Raw genomic sequence first — 17,550 nt, 5'->3', positions numbered from 1 at the left:
TCCAACGGCTGAGGGCCGACGGCAGAGAACCAACGGCTGAGGGCCGACGGCAGAGAACCAACGGCTGAGGGCCGACGGCAGAGAACCAACGGCTGAGGGCCGGCGACAGAGGGTGGAGGCAGGGAGTGGAGGCAGGGGGTGGAGGCAGTGGGTGGGGGTCGGCGGCTGAGGACCGACGGCAGAGGGCCGGCGACAGGGGGTGGGGGTCGGCGGCAGAGGGCCGGCGACAGAGGGTGGAGGCAGGGAGTGGAGGCAGGGAGTGGAGGCAGGGGGTGGAGGCAAAGGGTGGGGGTCGGCGGCAGAGGGCCGACGGCAGAGGGCGGAGGCAGGGGGTGGGGGTCGGCGGCAGAGGGCCGACGGCAGAGGGCCGACGGCAGAGGGCGGAGGCAGGGGGTGGGGGTCGGCGGCTGAGGGCCGGCGACAGAGGGTGGAGGCAGGGGGTGGAGGCAGGGGGTGGGGTCGGCGGCTGAGGACCGGCGGCAGAGGCTCGGCGACAGGAAGTGGAGGCAGGGGGTGGGGTCGGCGGCAGAGGCAGAGGCAGGGGGGCCGGTGGCAGAGACAGGTGGCGGAGGGGCTGGCGGCAGCGGCGCGGCCGGGCGGGTGGCAGCGACATCGTGGGTCCCGTGGCTCGGTCGACGCCCGCGGATCCGCCGGCCGGCCCGCCGGGCGTCGCGCTGTCCGGGCATCGGCCGGATCCGTCTACCCGGCGGCAGAGGCCGGGCCGAAGCAGCGGGACAGAGGCCGAGGGCGCGGACCCGGTGGATCTGTGGTGTGCCGTTGTGCCTCTGCGGGTGTGTTGTGCCCGGTCGCGTAGTTTCCCGCGCTTCTTCGGGGCGCTGGTGCACTCGCCGTCCGCGTGAGCGGGACATGGTCGGCCCGGACGAGGCAGGCGAACCGGCCGGGGCGACGTGCAGGGCGGTTGTGCGGGGGGCTTCGTGGAGTCGGTGGCAAAGACAGGGGCAGAGGCAGCGGGGCAGAGGTCGGGGACAGAGGCAGCGGGGCAGAGGCCGGGGGCTGAGGGGGTGCGGGAGGGGCTGGGGGCTCAGCTCAGGGGGGCCCGGGGGAATCTCCGGCTCTTTGTGCCCTCTGCCGCGGCCTGTTCCGCCTTGACCACGGCCGCGTAGCGGTCGACGTACTCCTGCTCGGACAGCATCAGGATCGCGTACATGATCTCGTCGGTGACCGCGCGCAGCACCGCCTTCTGGTTCTCCATGCCGGCGTACCGGGAGAAGTCGAGCGGCTTGCCGAAGCGGATGACGACGGGATGGACGTTCGGGATGACCTTGCCCGGCGGCTGGGCCTCGAAGGTGCCGATCATCGCGCACGGGACGACCGGGACACCCGCCGTCAGCGCCATCACGGCGACACCGACCTTGCCCTTGTACAGGCGGCCGTCGTGCGAGCGGGTGCCCTCCGGGTAGATGCCGAGCAGTTCGCCCCGGCGCAGCACGCCGAGGCCCTCGCGGATCGCGGCCCGGCCGGCGTCCTTGCCGGAGCGGTCGACCGGGATCTGGCCCGCGCTGCGGAAGAAGAACGCGGTCAGCCGGCCCTTGACGCCAGGACCGGTGAAGTACTCGGCCTTGGCGAGGAACGTGATGCGCCGTTTGAGTATCGCGGGCATCAGGAAGTGGTCCGAGAACGAGAGGTGGTTGCCGGCGACGATGGCCGGTCCGGACGCGGGTACGTTGTCCAGACCCTCCGTGCGGGGCCGGAAGACCAGCCTGAGCAGCGGCCCCAGCAGCACGTACTTCAGCACGTAATAGAACACGGCTCGCCCCTAACGTCGCGTGCACCTGTAGTCATCTGTAACCGTCTTCGGTCAGGAGCCCGCCGGGTGCACCCGCATCACACGCACGCGGCGCCGCTGGAGCCCCGCGACGGTGTAGTCCTCGCGCCGCCACCTGCCGAGGGTGCCGCCCACCAGTTCCTCGGCCTGGTCCCGCCGCAGGTCCCGGTATCTGTGCTTGACCAGCGGCGGCTCGTAGCCGGGCAGCACGTCGAAGTCGTACACCTCGCAGAACCTCTCGCCGATGGGGCCGTCGGCGGCGTAGTAGGTGAGCCATCGGGCGTGGTCCTCCAGCCGGGTGGGGTGCACGCCCGGGTGGCCCAGCACCAGGCCGGCGACGAGGGCCGTGACCTCGGGGCACTTGTTGGTGATCGACGCGACGGGGTCGTTGTCCAGGTCGCCCATGACGACGACCGGCTTGGGCGCGGCCTCGGGCCTGAAGACCCGCACATGGTAGGTCGCGTGGCCGTACCAGTGCGGTGACCGGTACGGCAGCGCGTACTGGTCGATCACCAGGACCGCCTCGTCGCTCGGGGGCGGCGCGTCGGCGGACCCGCGGCGGCGGGAGAACAAGCTCATGTCCGTTTCCTCAGCAATGTGGTGATCTCGGCGCCGACGTCCTCGGTGAGCGGGCCCGCGCACGGAATGCCGAGTCCTTCCGCGAGCCCTCGCCCGTGCAGGTCGACGGCCGACTCGGCCAGTTCCGCGAACGCCACGCCCGCCGCCCGCGCCCGCCACCAGGCCGTCACGGCGGTGACGACGCCGACGATCACCGCCGGCCACCACACGACGCCCACGGCGAGATAGCCGAGCGCCCACGCCACCAGCCGGGACGCCGCGGCCAGACGCCCGCGGGCCGCGCCGATCTCGGCGCGCACGTCCTCGGGCAGCGTCAGCCACAGCCGTGGCCAGGCCGAGGTGAGGTCGAGCCGGTAGGCCGCCCAGACCCGGGTGTCCACCGCGGCGATCCGGTCGCCCAGCCAGAACGGACGGGTGGGCGGCGCGAGGCTGATCCGGTTGCGCCGGGCGTTCAGCTCACGGGCCCGCGCCGCGGTAGCTTCCGCCTCGGGGGTGTGCTCCGCCCTGGCCGCCGCGACCAGGGCGTGCTCGAACCGCTGCTGCGCGGTGTCCCAGCGGCGGCGGCGCCGGGCGGCGAGCCGGCGGGGCCGGGTGGCGAGCCAGGCCCGTTCCACCACGGCGCCCAGCGCGCTGACCGCAAGCCCGAGGCCCGCGGAGACGGCGAGCAGCCCTGCGAGGACGAGGACCAGCGTGCCGGTGTTCCGCAGCGCGGGCTGTGCCGACAGCCGGTCGAGCCGGTCCAGCAGCAGGCCGGTGTCGTACCACCGCCGGTGCCCGAGCGTCGCCCCGGCCGCGGTCGCGCTCATCAGCAGCACACTGGGGCCGAGCAGCAGGGTGAGCCAGCGTTCCGCCAGCTTGCCGCTCAGCGCCGTCAGGAATCCCGTCACGCCAGGAACCCCGTCACGACCTGAGCCTCGTGACCGTCATCGGTCGCCGGTGCACCAGGCAGTCCACCGGTGCCGCACCCGGCGCCTCGATGCGGGGGCAGGTGCCGCCGGGGCAGGCGAGAACTTCGAGGACGGCGCGCCCGTCACCGGCGCCGGGCAGCCGCTCGTAGCCACGCACCGGGCTGAGGCCGCCCGCGTGCCCGGCTCGCAGCAGCAGATCGTCCAACGCGTCGAAGTCGTCGGCGAGTTCCGCGGGCGTGGCGCCGCCACGGACCCGGTCGGCGATCGACTCCGCACGCGCCCGGATCTCCGACGAGGTGCGCACCGCGTCGGCGGCGTCGGCCAAGCGCTCGCACAGCACGGCGAGTTGGTCAGCGGTCACCGTAGTGAGGATAGCCTCGCGTGATGACCCCGACACCCTTCGACCACGAGATCGAGCGGAACCGGCGCCTGGCCGCGGAGGGCTCGGTGAACGCCATGCTCGACCTGGCCATGGGGCTGCGCGACCGCCACCGGCACACGGGAGATCCGACGGATCTGCTGGCGGGGATCACTCACCTGCGTACCGCACTCGGACATGTCTCGGGCCACCCGGTCGGCCATGTGCTGCGGGTCAATCTCGGCGCCCTGCTGCTGGACCACTTCGAGTACTTCGGAGAGGTGTCGGCGCTGCACGAGGCGATCGCCGCATGTGAGGAGGCCGTTCCGCACCTTGACGAGAAGGACCGGCGGGTGGCGGCCACGATGCGGGCCGAGGCGCTGCTCGTGCTGGCCGAGCACACCCGCGACGTCGCGTACGTCGACGAGGCCGTCGCCTCCGCGTCCCGACTGCCGCGCGTACCGGAGGTGCTGTTCGTGCTGGGCAGGGCCCTGTACCAGCGGTACATGCTGACCGACGACCCCTCCGCACTGCCCGACGCGGCCCGCCTGCTCGACGAGAGCGTCCGGACATCGCCGGGCGGCGACCTCAACCATCTGCTGCGGCTCAATCTGCTCGGTGATGTGCTGCAGACCACCGCCGAACACACCGGTGACGAGTCGGTGCGGGAGAGGGCCGTGCGGCATCTGCGGGCCGCGGTGGCGGGCGCCCCGAGCACATCGGGCCTGCTGCTGGACTTCAAGGTCGACCTCGCCGCCGCGCTGCGGGACCGCGGCCGGTACACCGGTGACCTCGCGGCACTGCGGGAAGGCGTGAGCCTCCTGCGCGACGTGCTCGCCGCCACCCCGGCCGACACCCGCCCGTGGGGCAACCGGTGCGAGAACTACCTGATCGCCGTGCACGACCTGATCGAACAGACGGCTGACATCGAACTGCTCGACCAGGCCGTGGAGTTCGGCCGGTCCGCGCGCGGCCGGGGCAGCAAGGACGCCACGATCCCGCTGCTGCTGGGACTGCTGCACCACAGCCGGTTCCTGCACACCCGGCTGCGATCCGACCTGGCAGCCGCGGTCACCGCCTTCACCGAGGTCGTCGAGTCGGCCCCGTACGGCGGTTCGGACCATATGGCGGCGCTGGGCAACCTGGGCCGGGTGTGGCTGTCCGAGTACCGCTTCAGCGGCGATCCGGCGGCGCTCGGCCGGTCCGTGACGGCGCTGGGCGGCGCCGTCCGGGCGAGCGCTCCCGGCACTCCCCGGCGCGGCGCGGCCCAGATCAACTACGGCGACGCCCTGTACGCCCAGTACGAGCAGAGCCTGGACCCCGCCGTGCGCGCAGCGGCGGGACACGCCTTCCGCGAGGCGGCGCGCACCGAGGAGTCGCAGCCCATCACCCGGATCAGGGCCGCACGGGCATGGGCCCGCACCGAGGCGGAGGCAGGACACTGGGAAAGGGCCCGGGACGCCTACGTGTTCGCGGTCGGCCTGCTGCCCCTCGTGGTGCCGCGCCGTCTTGCCCGCCTCGACCAGCAGCGGCTGCTGGAAGAGCTGAACGGTCTCGCCGCCGACGCGGCGGCCGGTGCGCTCTGGGCGGACGACCCGCAGACGGCGGTACGGCTGCTGGAACTCGGCCGCGGCGTGCTCGGCGGGCAGGTGCTGCAGAGCCGCAGCGATCTGTCCCGGCTGCGGGCCGTCGCACCCGAACTCGCCGAACGGCTGCGCGACGCGTTCGCCCGGCTGCCCCCCTCCGGGCCCGTCATGGGCGCCGCGGCGGACGAGCGGCACGGCCTGGACATCCAACTGGGGCGGCTGCTCGACGAGGCCCGCGCACTGCCCGGGTTCGGTGACTTCCTCGCCCCGCCCGAACTGGCCGACCTCCTCGCGTCCACGCGGAGCGGACCGGTGGTGCTCATCAATGTGAGCGGGTTGCGCAGCGACGCGCTCATCGTCGAGCCCTCGGGCGTCACGGTGGTCGAACTGCCGGGCGTGACACCGGACTCCGTGGCGCAGCGGGCCGCCGAGTTCGGTGCCGCGCTGCGGGCCGCGACCCGCCCCGGAGCGGGCGAGACCAAGGCCCAGAACACCGTCACCCAGGTGCTCGGCTGGCTGTGGGACGTCATCGCCGAACCGGTGCTGGAACGACTCGGACACACCACGGCGCCGTCCGGCAGCCCGCCGCGGATCTGGTGGTCGCCGGTGGGACAGCTCGCCCTGCTCCCCCTGCACGCGGCCGGCCGCTTTCCGGGCGACGCCACGGTCCTCGACCGGGCCGTCTCCGCCTACACCCCCACCCTGCGCGCCCTCGGGCACGCCCGCGCCCGGTACGCCCGGGCACGGGAGGACCTGGTCGTCGTGGCGATCGGGGACGCGCCCGGGGCGAAGGCGCTGCGCGGCGCGGAACGGGAGGCGAGCGCGATCGCCGACCTGACCCCGGCGACCCGGCTGACCGGCCCGCAGGCGACGGTCGGCGCGGTCCGCGCCGCGCTCGCCTCGCACGCCTCGGCGCACTTCGCCTGTCATGCGACAAGCGATCCCGACGATCCGTCAGCCGGGCATCTGCTGCTGCACGACGGCCCGCTGTCCGTGCTCGACGTGTCCGCACTGGACCTCGGCCATGTCCGGCTCGCGGTGCTGTCGGCGTGCGAGACGTCCCTCGGCACGCACCGGATCCCGGACGAGGGACTGCATCTGGTGTCGGCGTTCCAACTCGCCGGCTATCCGCAGGTCGTGGGAACCCTGTGGCAGGTCCACGATCGCGTCGCCCGGCTGGTCGCCGTGGATCTGCACCAGGGGATCGCACGGGGCGAGGACGTCGCGACGGCCCTGCACCACGCCGTGCGTCGCTGCCGGGAGCGCTACCCGAGGACGCCGACGCTGTGGGCGGCGTATCTGTACTCCGGTCAATGACGTTCATCTGACGGCCGAACGGTCACATGAACGTCAAACCCATGGGCAGACGACGGTTTCGCGAGCAAGCTGGTGGGGTGGCGTTCTGGGGCAGGAAGAAGACGAAACATGACCGGGCGGAGATCACCGACCACTACGTCGGTGATTTCGGCAGTGCCGAGATCACGACGACGGAGCGGCCCGGTGACGTGCCGCTGATCGACATCAAGCTGAAGGTGACCGAGGAGTTCGCCCGCGGCGCGGAGTTCGAGCGCAAACGCGAGGAACTGGGTCCGACGCACCCGGAGACACTGCATGCCCTGCATGTGTACGCGGTGGCCCTGGGGCGCAAGCCCGACCGGCGCAACGATGCCGTCGAACTGCTGGCTTGGCTGGTCTCCGTCCGCGCGGACGACGAGGAGAACAGGCTGCTGACGCTGAACGACCTCACCCGGCTCTTGCAGGAGGGAGGTCAGCCGGCGCTCGCCGAGCAGCGGCTGCGGGAGGCGCTGACCGGCTGGGAGCGGCTGCGCGGCCAGGACGACGCCCAGACCCTGACGATCGCGACGAACCTCGGGAACGTCCTGCTCGGCCTCGGCCGCCGGGAAGAGGCCGAAGGACTGATGCGGGACACCGTGGCCCGCCGCACCCGTACCCTCGGCGCCACCCATCCGGACACGCTGAGCAGCAGAAACACCCTGGCGGGTACGTTACGTGACTCGCCCGAGCGGCTTGCCGAGGCCGAGTACATGTACCGGGCGATGCTGGCCGACGTCGACGGCGGCAGCGACCTGGCCCTGACCGTACGGCACAACCTCGCCGCCGTGCTCATCCACCAGGGCAGGCACGACGAGGCGCTGGAGATGTACCGGGAACTGGTCGACGCCCGGTCGCGGTTGAAGGGCGAGCGGCACCCGGACACCCTGGTCGCCCGGCACAACTACGCGGTCGTACTGAACCGGCTCGGCCGCGCCAGCGAGGCGGAGACCCTGATCGCCGAGGTGCTGGAAGGCTACCGGCGGGCCTACGGCCACCGGCACGCCAGGACCCTCGGGGTCCAGGTCGATCTGGCGGCGATGAAGGCCAACCAGGGCCGCACCGCGGAGGCGGTGCCGCTGCTGCGGGACGCGATCGACGGCTACCGCAGCACGCACGGCCCCGACCACCCGAGGGTCCGCGAACTCACCGGCATCCTCGCGCAACTCGCCGGCTGACCGCCGCCCGACGGCGCCCGGACGGCCCGGGCGCCGGTGATCGCCGGCACGGTGCCCGCATGCTGCGGCGGACACGGTTCACCGGAGGGCCGCTCAGGCACCGAGCCTCGCGGCCGTCCTCGGTCCGCGCTCGCTCCCCGCGGCGGCCTACGGGTCCGGCGAGATCGCCCGGCGGCTCGGCGCCCCCGCGACCTTTCCGCTGTACGGCGCCGCCGCGGGCGCCCAGGCCACCGACGGCGACCTCGCAGGCCCCGTCACCGTCGCGCCCGGCGGACCTGACGGCCCCGCCGCGGGAACGCGGTCGCGGCACCACGGGGGTGGTATACGGCATCGAAGGGGCCGGAAGATTGCCGAGGCCGGGCAATGCCCGGGACGGTCGAGCCATGTGAACATCTGTTCACCGGCACGGTCGCCGCGCGGAAAGGGGGCAGGGCGGATGGCCTGGTTTCTCGGTCTCGGCATCGCAGGAGTCGTACTGCTCGCGCTGTCCCTCCTCTTCGACGGCATCCTCGAAGGACTCTTCGGCGGCGCCGACGCGCTCGACGGCCTCCTCGACGGCTGGCTGTCGCTCCCGGTCATCGCCGGCTTCGTGTCGATGTTCGGCTTCTCGGGGGCGATCGTCATGGGCGCCACCGGGCTGGGCGCGGCCGTCGCCACCGCGGTCGGCGTGCCCGCCGGAGTCGGCACGGGCTGGCTCGCCTACCGCCTCAGCCGTGTCCTGCTCGACGACCGGTCCGGCGCCGCGCCGCGCGAGGACGACCTGATCGGCGCCGCGGGCTCCGTGGTGACGGCCATTCCGGCGGACGGCTACGGCGAGGTGCTGATCCACCGGGCCGGCCAGCCGGTGAAGCTCGCGGCGAAGAGTCCCAAGCCGGTGCCGCGGGGAACCGAGGTCTGGGTCGCCCAGGCGCTGTCCCAGACGGCGGTGTCCGTGCTCCCGGTGGAACGCTGACCGGTCCGACCGCGCCCGGCGCCACCTGCTCAACCGAACCACCCGTAACGAACTGCCGTCCCCTGGGCGGGCTGAGGGGAATCCATCATGAGTCCAGTCGTCATCGCCGTCATAGGAGTCGTCGTACTCCTCGTCCTGCTCGGCCTGGTGGTCGTCACCCGCTACAAGGTGGCCGGCCCGAGCGAGGCGTTCATCGTCACCGGGCGGCGCGGCAAGAAGGCCACCGACCCGGAGACCGGCCGGGTCTTCACCGACAACAGCGGCCAGAAGGTCGTCGTCGGCGGTGGTGTGTTCGTCGTGCCGTTCGTGCAGCAGAAGTTCAGCCTCGACCTGTCCTCGCGGCACATCCCGGTCGCGGTGCGCGGCGCGGTCACGCTGCGCGGCGTCAAGGCCAACCTGGACGGTGTCGCCATCGTGAAGGTGGGCGGCACCGAGGACTCGATCCGCGCCGCCGCCCAGCGTTTCCTCATGCAGCAGGACGGCATCGTCGGGTTCACCCAGGAGGTGCTGTCCGGCGCGCTGCGCGCCATCGTCGGCCGGATGTCCGTCGAGGACGTCATCCGGGACCGGGCCGCGTTCGCCGGACAGGTCGCCGAGGAGGCGGAGGCCAGCCTGTCCGGTCAGGGCCTGGTGCTGGACGCCTTCCAGATCCAGGACATCACCACCGAGGGCTCCTATCTGGAGGACCTCGGCAGACCCGAGGCCGCCCGCGCCCGGCAGGAGGCCGACATCGCCGAGGCGGTGGCCCGGCGGGCCGCCGAACAGGCCCGGCTGAAGGCGGAGGAGGAGATCGCCGTCGCCCAGCGGACGTTCGCGCTGCGGCAGGCGGAGATCAAGGCCGAGACGGACGAGGCCACCGCCCGTGCGGCCGCCGCCGGACCGCTCGCCGAGGCCGCCCGCCGGCAGGAGATCCTCACCCAGCAGGAGAAGGTCGCCGAGCGGCAGGCCGCGCTCACCGACCGCCAGCTCGACACCGAGGTCCGCAAGCCGGCCGACGCCCAGCGGTACGCCGCCGAGCAGGACGCCGAGGCCAAGCGGGTGGCCCGGGTGAAGCAGGCCGAGGCGGAGCGGCTGGCCGGGATCGCCGCCGCGCAGGCGGAGGCCGAGCGGGCACGGCTGACCGGTGAGGGCGAGAAGCAGCGCCGCAGCGCGCTGGCCGAGGCCGTCCGGCTGGAGGGCGCGGCGCAGGCGGCGGCCATCGGCGCGACCGGCGAGGCCGAGGCCGAGGCGATGCGGAAGAAGGCCGACGCGTTCGCCCAGTACGGTGACGCGGCCGTGCTGCAGATGCTCGTCGAGGTGCTTCCGCACGTCGTCGCCAAGGCCGCCGAACCGCTGGGCGCCATCGACAAGATGACGGTCATCTCCACGGACGGGGCGAGCCAGTTGACCCGCACGGTCGCCGACAACGTCGCCCAGGGCGTCGAACTGCTCGGCTCCACCACCGGAGTCGACCTCGCCGAACTGCTGAAGGGCCTCACCGGACGGGTCGTGGGACAGGACCGCCCCACGGCCGCCGCCCGCTCCGAGGCCAACGGTAAGATCGAGATCGCCGACTGACACGGCTTCACCGAACCGATCGAGCAGCCCGGGCGGCCCCGCCACCCGGGCTTCACCGTGCCCGGTCCCGGAGACGCACGCGCGCACCCGGGCCTCGGGGTGCCGCACAGGCCGCCGACGCCGCCGACGCCCCGGACCTGATGGACCGGACGGCACCGGACATCTCCGGGTGGCACCGGACATCTCCGGGTGGCACCGGACATCTCCGGGCGGCACCGGACGTCGCCGGGTGGCGGACAGGCGTCCGGGTGGGCGGGAAGCGTGCCGCTTGCGGTCCGCCGGGACGGCGCTCCTAGGATGGGCGGCGATGATCGGACCCGAGCGGCACCCGTGCCCGCCCCCGCGGCGGTGGCGGGTGCTGCTTGTGCTCGGGCTGCTGGCCGGCCTGCTCGGCATGCACGCGCTGGCCCCCGGCGGCGCCGTCGCCCGCCCCCACCACGGCCCCGCCCCGAGGGTGACGGCCGCGGTCGCCACCGACCCGGACTGCCCGGACGACGGGCACTGCGGCGGACACCACGCGCGGCACGCCGACCCGACCTGTGCGTCGGGCGCCGTGAGCCGGGGACCGGACCTGCCCGCGCTCGTCCCGCACCCCGTCACCGCCGCCGTGCCCGCCCACCGGGCCGGCTCATACCCGGCCGCCGCCCCCGAAGGGGCCCGCGCGCCGCCGTCCCTGGCAGAACTCCAACTCCTGCGGATCTAGGGCGGGTTTCGAAAGTCCCGGCTGGCCCGCGACGCCTGGCACGGCACTCCCCCAGCCTTCGGCCGGGAGGTGCCCCCACGCCGCGTTGTCGGGATCGTCCGTGTACGCCCAGTACCCGGACGACCCTCCGCCTTGCGATGCACCGCACCGGACGCCGCGGTCCCCGCCCTCCGGGCGGACGACGCTACTTCCGAAACACGCCCTGATGCCGCCCCCACCGCTCCCGGACAGTCCGGACGACGCGGTGTTCGGCATGCCCACCATCCGTTCGTACAGCAGGAGTTCACGCATGACCATCCGCAGCACGACCCCCCGTACCCCGGCGCGCCGCGCGGCCCTCGTCCTGGCCGCGGCGGGTGCCGCACTCGTCCTCGCCGCCTGCGGCAGCGACGGCGACCGCGGCCACTCGGGCCACGGCGCCACACCGTCCGCGAGCGCGGACGCCACCGCCGCGTCCCACAACGCCCAGGACGTCGCCTTCGCGCAGGGCATGATCCCGCACCACGAGCAGGCCCTCGGCATGGCCCGGCTCGCCGCCGACCGTGCCTCCTCCGCCCGGGTCAAGGACCTCGCCACCCGCATCGAGAAGGCGCAGGACCCGGAGATCACCACGATGACCGGCTGGCTTCGGGCCTGGGGCGAGCGGGTGCCCGCGGCGGGCACGGGCCACACCGGTCACTCCGGCATGGCCGGGATGATGGACGACAAGGACATGACCGCGCTGGAGAAGGTCACCGGGCAGGACTTCGACACGAGGTTCCTGACCATGATGGCCGACCACCACAGGGGCGCCGTCGAGATGGCCACGACCGAGAAGTCCAAGGGCTCCTACGGTCCGGCGAAGGTCCTGGCCGACGCCGTCGTGACCGCGCAGAACGCCGAGATCGAGGAGATGGGCCGACTGCTCGGCCGGGGCTGACGGCTGGCTGTGCCCTCCCGGCCCCGCACGGCCGGGAGGGCACGGGCATGCCTCAGACCAGTACCTTCTCCAACGCCCCGAGCGCGGACCGCAGTTCGTCGGCGGTGATGGTCAGCGGCGGCGCCAGCCGGATCGTGGACCCGTGGGTGTCCTTGACCAGGACCCCCTCCCGCAGCAGCCGCTCGCCGACCTCACGGCCGGTGCCGATGGCCGGGTCGATGTCCACCCCCGCCCACAGCCCGCGCGAGCGGAACCCGACCACGCCCCGGCCCACCAGCGCGGTCAGCCCGTCCCGCAGGACCGCGCCCAGATCGGCCGCCCGGCGCTGGAACTCGCCGGTCTCCAGCAGCTCGACCACCGCCGTGCCGACCGCCGCCGCCAGCGGGTTCCCGCCGAACGTCGAACCGTGCTCGCCCGGCCGCAGCACCCCCAGCACCTCCCGGCCGGCCACCACCGCGGAGACCGGCACGATGCCACCGCCCAGCGCCTTGCCGAGCAGCACCACATCGGGCACGACGGACTCGTGTTCCACGGCGAGGGTGCGGCCCGTACGGCCGAGCCCCGACTGGATCTCGTCCGCGACGAACAGACACCCCGCGCGCCGGGTCAGCTCGCGGACCCCGGTGAGATAGCCGTCGTCCGGGATGACGACCCCGGCCTCGCCCTGGATCGGCTCGATCAGCACCGCGGCCGTCGTCTCGTCGACCGCCGCCTCGAGCGCGGCCAGGTCGTTGTACGGGACGATGCGGAAGCCCGGGGTGAACGGGCCGAAGCCGGTCCGCGCCGACTCGTCCGTCGAGAAGCCGACGATCGTGGTGGTACGGCCGTGGAAGTTCTCCGCCGCGACCACGATCGTGGCCCGGTCGGCGGGCACGCCCTTGACCTCGTACGCCCATTTGCGCGCGACCTTGATGCCGCTCTCCACGGCCTCGGCGCCGGTGTTCATCGGCAGCACCATGTCGTGCCCGGTCAGGCCGGCCAGCCGCGCCGCGAACCCGGCCAGCCGGTCGTGGTGGAAGGCACGCGAGGTGAGGGTCAGCCGGTCGAGCTGACGGTGCGCGGCCTCGATCAGCGCCGGGTGGCGGTGGCCGAAGTTGAGGGCCGAGTAGCCGGCCAGCATGTCGAGGTAGCGGCGGCCCTCGACGTCCTCCACCCAGACGCCCTCGGCACGGGCGACGACCACGGGCAGCGGATGATAGTTGTGCGCGAGGACCGGCTCCTCCGCGCGGATGAGGTCGGCGGACGTACGCGTGCGTGCGGGTGCTGTCATGAACGGATCTCCTGAGTGCAGCACTTGATGCCCCCGCCGGCCTTGTGCAACTCCGACAGGTCGACGGGGACGGGGACATAGCCGTGGTCGGCGAGACGCGCGGCAAGGGCCTCGGCCCGCGGCGCGATGAAGACATGACGCCCGTCGGAGACGGAGTTCAGCCCGAACGCCATCGCGTCGTCGCGGGTGGCGAGCACCGCGTCGGGGTACAGCCGCGCGAGCACCTCGCGGCTGCCGGGGGAGAAGGCCCCGGGGAAATAGGCGATGTTGTGGTCGTCCAGGACGAACAGCGCCGTGTCCAGGTGGTAGAGGTACGGGTCCACCAGGGTCAGGCTGATCACCGGCACACCGAAGAACTCCTGCGCCTCGCGATGGGCGTCCCGGGTCGTGCGGAAGCCCGTGCCGGCCAGCAGGTACCGGCCCGTCGGGACCAGGTCGCCCTCGCCCTCGCACACCGACCGGGGGCGGTACACCTCGTAGCCCGCCGTCTTGAACCACAGGTCGTAGTGGCTCGACTCGGGGCGGCGCTGGGGCGCGTGGAAGAGGGAGCCGAAGACACGGCCGCCGACGACGACCGCCGAGTTCGCGGCGAAGACCATGTCCGGCAGGCCGGGGACGCAGGGCAGGGTGTCGACCGTGTGCCCGTGGTCCAGGTAGGCGCGGATCAGCGACTGCCACTGCTCCTGCGCCAGATCGACGTCGACGCTGGTGTCGGGATGCATCCAGGGGTTGATCGCGTACTGCACGGCGAAGTGCCGGGGTGCGCAGACGAGGAAGCGCCGGGGGCGCGGCACACGGCTGTCGGGCACAGAGGTGTTCCTCCGCTCTCCTGCGGTGTCGACTGAGGGGTGGCACCAAGGTAGGAAACGGCGGAGACGGTGGACAAGAAATCAGAGCTGCGTGTGTGGGCAGGAATGCTGCGTCGTGGCTGGAAAATACGCAGCACCGCTGCGCGGGTCCGGGTTTACTCGGGCGCGACCTGGGTGGCGGCGGCCTCGGGGCTCTCCGGCAGCAGATGGGACAGCACCATCACGCTGATCGTCTTCCGGATGAAGGGCTCCACCCGGATCCGCTCCAGCACCTCCTCGAAGTGCTCGACGTCCCGCGCCCGCACATGCAGCAGCGCGTCCGCGCCGCCCGTCACCGTCATCGCGGCCGTGATCTCCGGATGGTTGCGCACCACCTCGGCCAGCCGCCGCGGCGGCGCCGCGCCCTCGCAGTACACCTCGACATACGCCTCCGTGCGCCAGCCCAGCGCCGACGGCTTCACGGTGGCCGTGAACCCGGTGATCACACCCGTCTCACGCAGCCGGTCCACGCGCCGCTTGACCGCGGTGGCCGACAGCCCGATCGCCGAGCCGATCTCGGCGAAGCTGCTCCTGGCGTTCGCCACGAGCGCGGTGACGATCTTCCGGTCGAGTTCGTCGAACGGGGCGGTCCTGCTGTTCATGCGGGCACTGTATCCAGCGGGAACGTCCACGCCCGGCACATGTCCACCCGTACGGATTCCACCTACACTCCACCTTCATGCTGCGCGCCCTCGCCGTCGACGACGAACGCCCCTCGCTGGAGGAACTGCTCTACCTCCTGCACGCCGATCCACGCATCGGCGGCGTCGAGGGGGCCGGTGACGCCACCGAGGCGCTGCGCCGCATCACCCGAGCGCTGGAGTCCGGCCCTGACGGACCCGACGCCGTCGACGTCGTCTTCCTCGATGTGCAGATGCCCGGCCTCGACGGTCTGGAGATGGCCCGGCTGCTCACCGGCTTCACGCATCCGCCGCTGGTCGTGTTCGTCACCGCGCACGAGGACTTCGCGGTGCGCGCCTTCGACCTGAAGGCCGTCGACTACCTTCTCAAACCGGTCCGCAAGGAACGGCTCGCGGAGGCCGTGCGCCGGGTCGCCGAGGTGCGCGGCGCCCCCCGCATCCCCGTGCACGAACCCGACCCGGACCAGTTGCCCGTCGAACTCGGCGGGGTGACCCGCTTCGTCGCCGTCGACGACATCACCCATGTCGAGGCGCAGGGCGACTACGCCCGGCTGCACACCGGCCGCGGCAGCCACCTCGTCCGCATCCCGCTGTCCACCCTGGAGGACCGCTGGCGCTCCCGGGGCTTCGTCCGCATCCACCGCCGTCACCTCGTCGCGCTCCGCCACATCGGCGAACTCCGGCTGGACGCGGGCACCGTGAGCGTCCTGGTCGGCGCCGAGGAACTTCAGGTCAGCCGGCGCCACGCCCGTGAGCTGCGGGACCTGCTGATGCGCCGCACCACCGGATAGAGGAGGCCGCGATGGAGCCCACCGAACGCCGGGTCGTCGTCACCGGACCGCCCCGCCGCGCCCGCCGTACCCCCGGCCACCACCGGCCGCGCACCGAGATCGATGAGCAGACCACCCTCGGCCACACCTATGTCCGCTCCCTGATGCGTACCCAACTGCGGGCCGCGCTGGCCGTGTTCGCGGTCCTGGTGCTGCTGGTCGGCCCGCTGCCCCTGGTGTTCGCGGCGGCCCCGCAGGCCCGCAGCCTCGAATGGCCGGTGCTCGGCTTCGGCCTGTACGCGCCGCTCGTCCTGCTCGCCCGCTGGTACGTGCGCCGCGCCGAACGCAACGAGCGCGACCTGGTGCGTCTGGTCGAGGACCGCTGAGACGGGGGATCGCAGACCACCGTGAACACCAGCTACGCCGTCACCGCCGTCGCCCTCGTCGTCGTCGCCACCGTCCTCGTCGGCGCGTTCGGCCTCAGGGTCTCGCGCACCACCTCCGACTTCTACGTCGCCTCGCGCACCGTCGGACCCCGCCTCAACGCCGCCGCCATCAGCGGCGAATACCTCTCCGCCGCCTCCTTCCTCGGCATCGCGGGACTGGTCCTGGTGCAGGGCCCGGACATGCTCTGGTACCCGGTGGGCTACACGGCGGGCCATCTGGTGCTGCTCCTGTTCGTCGCCGCACCGCTGCGCCGCTCCGGCGCCTACACGCTGCCCGACTTCGCCGAGGCCCGGCTCGCCTCGCAGGGCGTGCGCCGGCTCGCCGGGGCGTTCGTCGTCGGCGTCGGCTGGCTGTATCTGCTGCCCCAACTCGAGGGCGCCGGGCTCACCCTGACGGTGCTCACCGGCGCACCCGACCCGCTCGGCGGGATCATCGTGGCCGTGGTCGTGGTGGCGACGGTCGCGGCCGGCGGCATGCGCAGCATCACCTTCGTACAGGCCTTCCAGTACTGGCTCAAGCTCACCGCCCTGCTCGTCCCCGCCCTGTTCCTGGTCCTCGCCTGGCAGGGCGACGGCGCTCCCCGGCACGCCTTCGACGAGCCGGCCACCTTCCGGGAGCAGCGTTCCCTGCACGTCGAGGACACCCTCGACCTGCGGCTCGACCGGCCGCTGACCGTCACCGTGAGCGGCACGGTCGACGGCCGCCGGCACGACATGGACCGGGTCGCCCTGCCCGCCGGCACCCACCGCTTCGAACGCGGCACCCGACTGGCCTTCGCGCCCGGCGACCCCGTGCCGGCCGCCGTACAGGGCGCGGGCGGCGGCATGTCCACCTCGACGGCCGCGGGGCGCGAGGAACGCCCGCTGTACGCCACGTACGGGCTCATCCTCGCCACCTTCCTCGGCACCATGGGCCTGCCGCACGTCGTCGTCCGCTTCTACACCAGCCCGCACGGCGTCGCCGCCCGCCGCACCACCGTCGCCGTCCTCGCCCTGATCGGCGGCTTCTATCTGCTGCCGCCGGTGTACGGGGCGCTCGGCCGGCTGTACGCCCCCGAACTCACCCTCACCGGCGACGCGGACGCCGCGGTCCTGCTGCTGCCCGGCCGGATGATCGGCGGCCTGGGCGGCGACCTGCTCGGCTCGCTGGTGGCGGGCGGCGCCTTCGCCGCGTTCCTGTCCACCGCGTCCGGACTGACCATGGCCGTGGCGGGCGTGCTCACCCAGGACGTGCTGCCGTCCCGCGGAGTGCGGCACTTCCGGCTCGGCACGGTGCTCGCCATGGCGGTGCCGCTGGCGGCGAGCGTGCTGGTCGGCGGGCTGCCGGTCGCCGACGCGGTGGGGCTCGCCTTCGCCGTGTCGGCGTCGTCCTTCTGCCCGCTGCTCGTCCTCGGCATCTGGTGGCGGCGGCTGACCCCGCCGGGCGCCGCCGCGGGCATGCTGGTGGGCGGCGGTTGCGCGTTCGTCGCGGTGGCCGCGACCATGGCCGGCCTGCCCGGCACCGGTTCCCTGCACGCGCTGCTCGCCTGGCCCGCGCTGTGGTCGGTGCCGCTCGGTTTCCTCACCATGGTGCTGGTGTCGCTGGCCACCGCGGGCCGGGTGCCGCCGGGTACGGCGGCCATCCTGGCGCGGTTCCATCTGCCGGAGGAACTGCACGCCCCGCTGGAGGCGTCATGACGCGCCGTCGGACGTCCGCGGCGGTGCCGTGGCCGGTCGC

At 73.2% G+C, this 17,550-nt stretch carries 16 protein-coding genes; 9 read left to right on the top strand and 7 right to left on the bottom strand.

What is annotated here, in order from left to right:
- Nucleotides 1-1,042 precede the first annotated feature (1,042 nt).
- Genes ABT245_RS15160 through ABT245_RS15145 form a run of 4 tightly spaced genes read right to left on the bottom strand, consistent with a single transcriptional unit; the run spans nt 1,043 to nt 3,634 of the window.
- Nucleotides 1,043-1,768: a lysophospholipid acyltransferase family protein gene (locus tag ABT245_RS15160; protein ID WP_351733520.1), complete on the bottom strand. Its 726-nt coding sequence runs from the start codon at nt 1,766-1,768 to the stop codon at nt 1,043-1,045.
- A 51-nt stretch (nt 1,769-1,819) separates the two neighbouring features.
- Nucleotides 1,820-2,365, bottom strand: a complete 546-nt coding sequence (locus ABT245_RS15155; protein ID WP_351733518.1) for a hypothetical protein — start codon at nt 2,363-2,365, stop codon at nt 1,820-1,822.
- Nucleotides 2,362-3,252 carry a hypothetical protein gene (locus ABT245_RS15150; protein ID WP_351733515.1) on the bottom strand — a complete coding sequence of 297 codons (891 nt, stop codon included), beginning with the start codon at nt 3,250-3,252 and terminating at the stop codon, nt 2,362-2,364. Before ABT245_RS15150 ends, ABT245_RS15155 begins: the two co-directional genes overlap by 4 nt.
- A gap of 13 nt (nt 3,253-3,265) precedes the next feature.
- Nucleotides 3,266-3,634: a hypothetical protein gene (locus ABT245_RS15145; protein WP_351733512.1), complete on the bottom strand. Its 369-nt coding sequence runs from the start codon at nt 3,632-3,634 to the stop codon at nt 3,266-3,268.
- 23 nt (nt 3,635-3,657) lie between these two features.
- On the opposite strand from ABT245_RS15145, the gene ABT245_RS15140 reads away from it, so the two are divergent.
- From ABT245_RS15140 to ABT245_RS15115, 6 genes are all read left to right on the top strand, one after another.
- Complete coding sequence (locus ABT245_RS15140; protein ID WP_351733510.1) at nt 3,658-6,534, top strand: CHAT domain-containing protein; 2,877 nt, start codon at nt 3,658-3,660, stop codon at nt 6,532-6,534.
- A gap of 77 nt (nt 6,535-6,611) precedes the next feature.
- Nucleotides 6,612-7,727: a tetratricopeptide repeat protein gene (locus tag ABT245_RS15135; RefSeq protein WP_351733508.1), complete on the top strand. Its 1,116-nt coding sequence runs from the start codon at nt 6,612-6,614 to the stop codon at nt 7,725-7,727.
- Nucleotides 7,728-8,163: 436 nt separating this feature from the next.
- A complete protein-coding gene (locus ABT245_RS15130; protein WP_351733506.1) occupies nt 8,164-8,679 on the top strand; it encodes an NfeD C-terminal domain-containing protein in 516 nt (171 codons plus the stop codon).
- Between the two features lie 87 nt (nt 8,680-8,766).
- On the top strand, nt 8,767-10,236 hold the full coding sequence (locus ABT245_RS15125; RefSeq protein WP_351733503.1) for a flotillin family protein: 1,470 nt from the start codon (nt 8,767-8,769) through the stop codon (nt 10,234-10,236).
- A 307-nt stretch (nt 10,237-10,543) separates the two neighbouring features.
- The gene (locus tag ABT245_RS15120) at nt 10,544-10,939 is read left to right on the top strand and encodes a DUF6153 family protein (protein WP_351733500.1); all 396 of its coding nucleotides are present in this window, start codon (nt 10,544-10,546) and stop codon (nt 10,937-10,939) included.
- 289 nt (nt 10,940-11,228) lie between these two features.
- Entirely contained in the window at nt 11,229-11,858 is a 630-nt protein-coding gene (locus ABT245_RS15115) for a DUF305 domain-containing protein (RefSeq protein WP_351733497.1), read from the top strand.
- 52 nt (nt 11,859-11,910) lie between these two features.
- On the opposite strand, the gene rocD is transcribed toward ABT245_RS15115, so the two are convergent.
- The 3 genes from rocD to ABT245_RS15100 form a co-directional block, all read right to left on the bottom strand.
- Nucleotides 11,911-13,128, bottom strand: coding sequence for an ornithine--oxo-acid transaminase (gene rocD, locus ABT245_RS15110; protein WP_351733495.1), 1,218 nt, complete (start codon nt 13,126-13,128; stop codon nt 11,911-11,913).
- Nucleotides 13,125-13,937: a dimethylargininase gene (gene ddaH / locus ABT245_RS15105; protein ID WP_351733492.1), complete on the bottom strand. Its 813-nt coding sequence runs from the start codon at nt 13,935-13,937 to the stop codon at nt 13,125-13,127. The genes rocD and ddaH overlap by 4 nt, the downstream gene beginning before the upstream one ends.
- A 155-nt stretch (nt 13,938-14,092) precedes the next feature.
- A complete protein-coding gene (locus tag ABT245_RS15100) occupies nt 14,093-14,578 on the bottom strand; it encodes an Lrp/AsnC family transcriptional regulator (RefSeq protein ID WP_351733489.1) in 486 nt (161 codons plus the stop codon).
- 77 nt (nt 14,579-14,655) lie between these two features.
- Here ABT245_RS15100 and ABT245_RS15095 point away from each other — a divergent pair, with 77 nt between their 5' ends.
- From ABT245_RS15095 to ABT245_RS15085, 3 genes are read left to right on the top strand one after another with little or no spacing between them, the layout of a single operon-like run.
- The gene (locus tag ABT245_RS15095; protein WP_351733486.1) at nt 14,656-15,408 is read left to right on the top strand and encodes a LytR/AlgR family response regulator transcription factor; all 753 of its coding nucleotides are present in this window, start codon (nt 14,656-14,658) and stop codon (nt 15,406-15,408) included.
- An 11-nt stretch (nt 15,409-15,419) separates the two neighbouring features.
- On the top strand, nt 15,420-15,773 hold the full coding sequence (locus ABT245_RS15090; RefSeq protein ID WP_351733483.1) for a hypothetical protein: 354 nt from the start codon (nt 15,420-15,422) through the stop codon (nt 15,771-15,773).
- Between the two features lie 21 nt (nt 15,774-15,794).
- Entirely contained in the window at nt 15,795-17,510 is a 1,716-nt protein-coding gene (locus ABT245_RS15085; protein WP_351733480.1) for a sodium/solute symporter, read from the top strand.
- The last annotated feature ends 40 nt before the right edge of the window (nt 17,511-17,550 follow it).

It is taken from the genome of Streptomyces sp. NPDC001508, assembly GCF_040298665.1.
GTDB lineage: Bacteria > Actinomycetota > Actinomycetes > Streptomycetales > Streptomycetaceae > Streptomyces.
This window is presented reverse-complemented; position numbering and strand designations above follow the sequence as displayed.

What these genes read in the sequence shown, in the direction of transcription:
- ABT245_RS15155 (WP_351733518.1), bottom strand. Translation starts at nt 2,365, where the DNA reads ATGAGCTTGTTCTCCCGCCGCCGCGGGTCCGCCGACGCGCCGCCCCCG.
- ABT245_RS15140 (WP_351733510.1), top strand. Translation starts at nt 3,658, where the DNA reads ATGACCCCGACACCCTTCGACCACGAGATCGAGCGGAACCGGCGCCTG.
- ABT245_RS15130 (WP_351733506.1), top strand. Translation starts at nt 8,164, where the DNA reads ATGGCCTGGTTTCTCGGTCTCGGCATCGCAGGAGTCGTACTGCTCGCG.
- ABT245_RS15125 (WP_351733503.1), top strand. Translation starts at nt 8,767, where the DNA reads ATGAGTCCAGTCGTCATCGCCGTCATAGGAGTCGTCGTACTCCTCGTC.
- ABT245_RS15120 (WP_351733500.1), top strand. Translation starts at nt 10,544, where the DNA reads ATGATCGGACCCGAGCGGCACCCGTGCCCGCCCCCGCGGCGGTGGCGG.
- ABT245_RS15115 (WP_351733497.1), top strand. Translation starts at nt 11,229, where the DNA reads ATGACCATCCGCAGCACGACCCCCCGTACCCCGGCGCGCCGCGCGGCC.
- rocD (WP_351733495.1), bottom strand. Translation starts at nt 13,128, where the DNA reads ATGACAGCACCCGCACGCACGCGTACGTCCGCCGACCTCATCCGCGCG.
- ABT245_RS15100 (WP_351733489.1), bottom strand. Translation starts at nt 14,578, where the DNA reads ATGAACAGCAGGACCGCCCCGTTCGACGAACTCGACCGGAAGATCGTC.
- ABT245_RS15095 (WP_351733486.1), top strand. Translation starts at nt 14,656, where the DNA reads ATGCTGCGCGCCCTCGCCGTCGACGACGAACGCCCCTCGCTGGAGGAA.
- ABT245_RS15090 (WP_351733483.1), top strand. Translation starts at nt 15,420, where the DNA reads ATGGAGCCCACCGAACGCCGGGTCGTCGTCACCGGACCGCCCCGCCGC.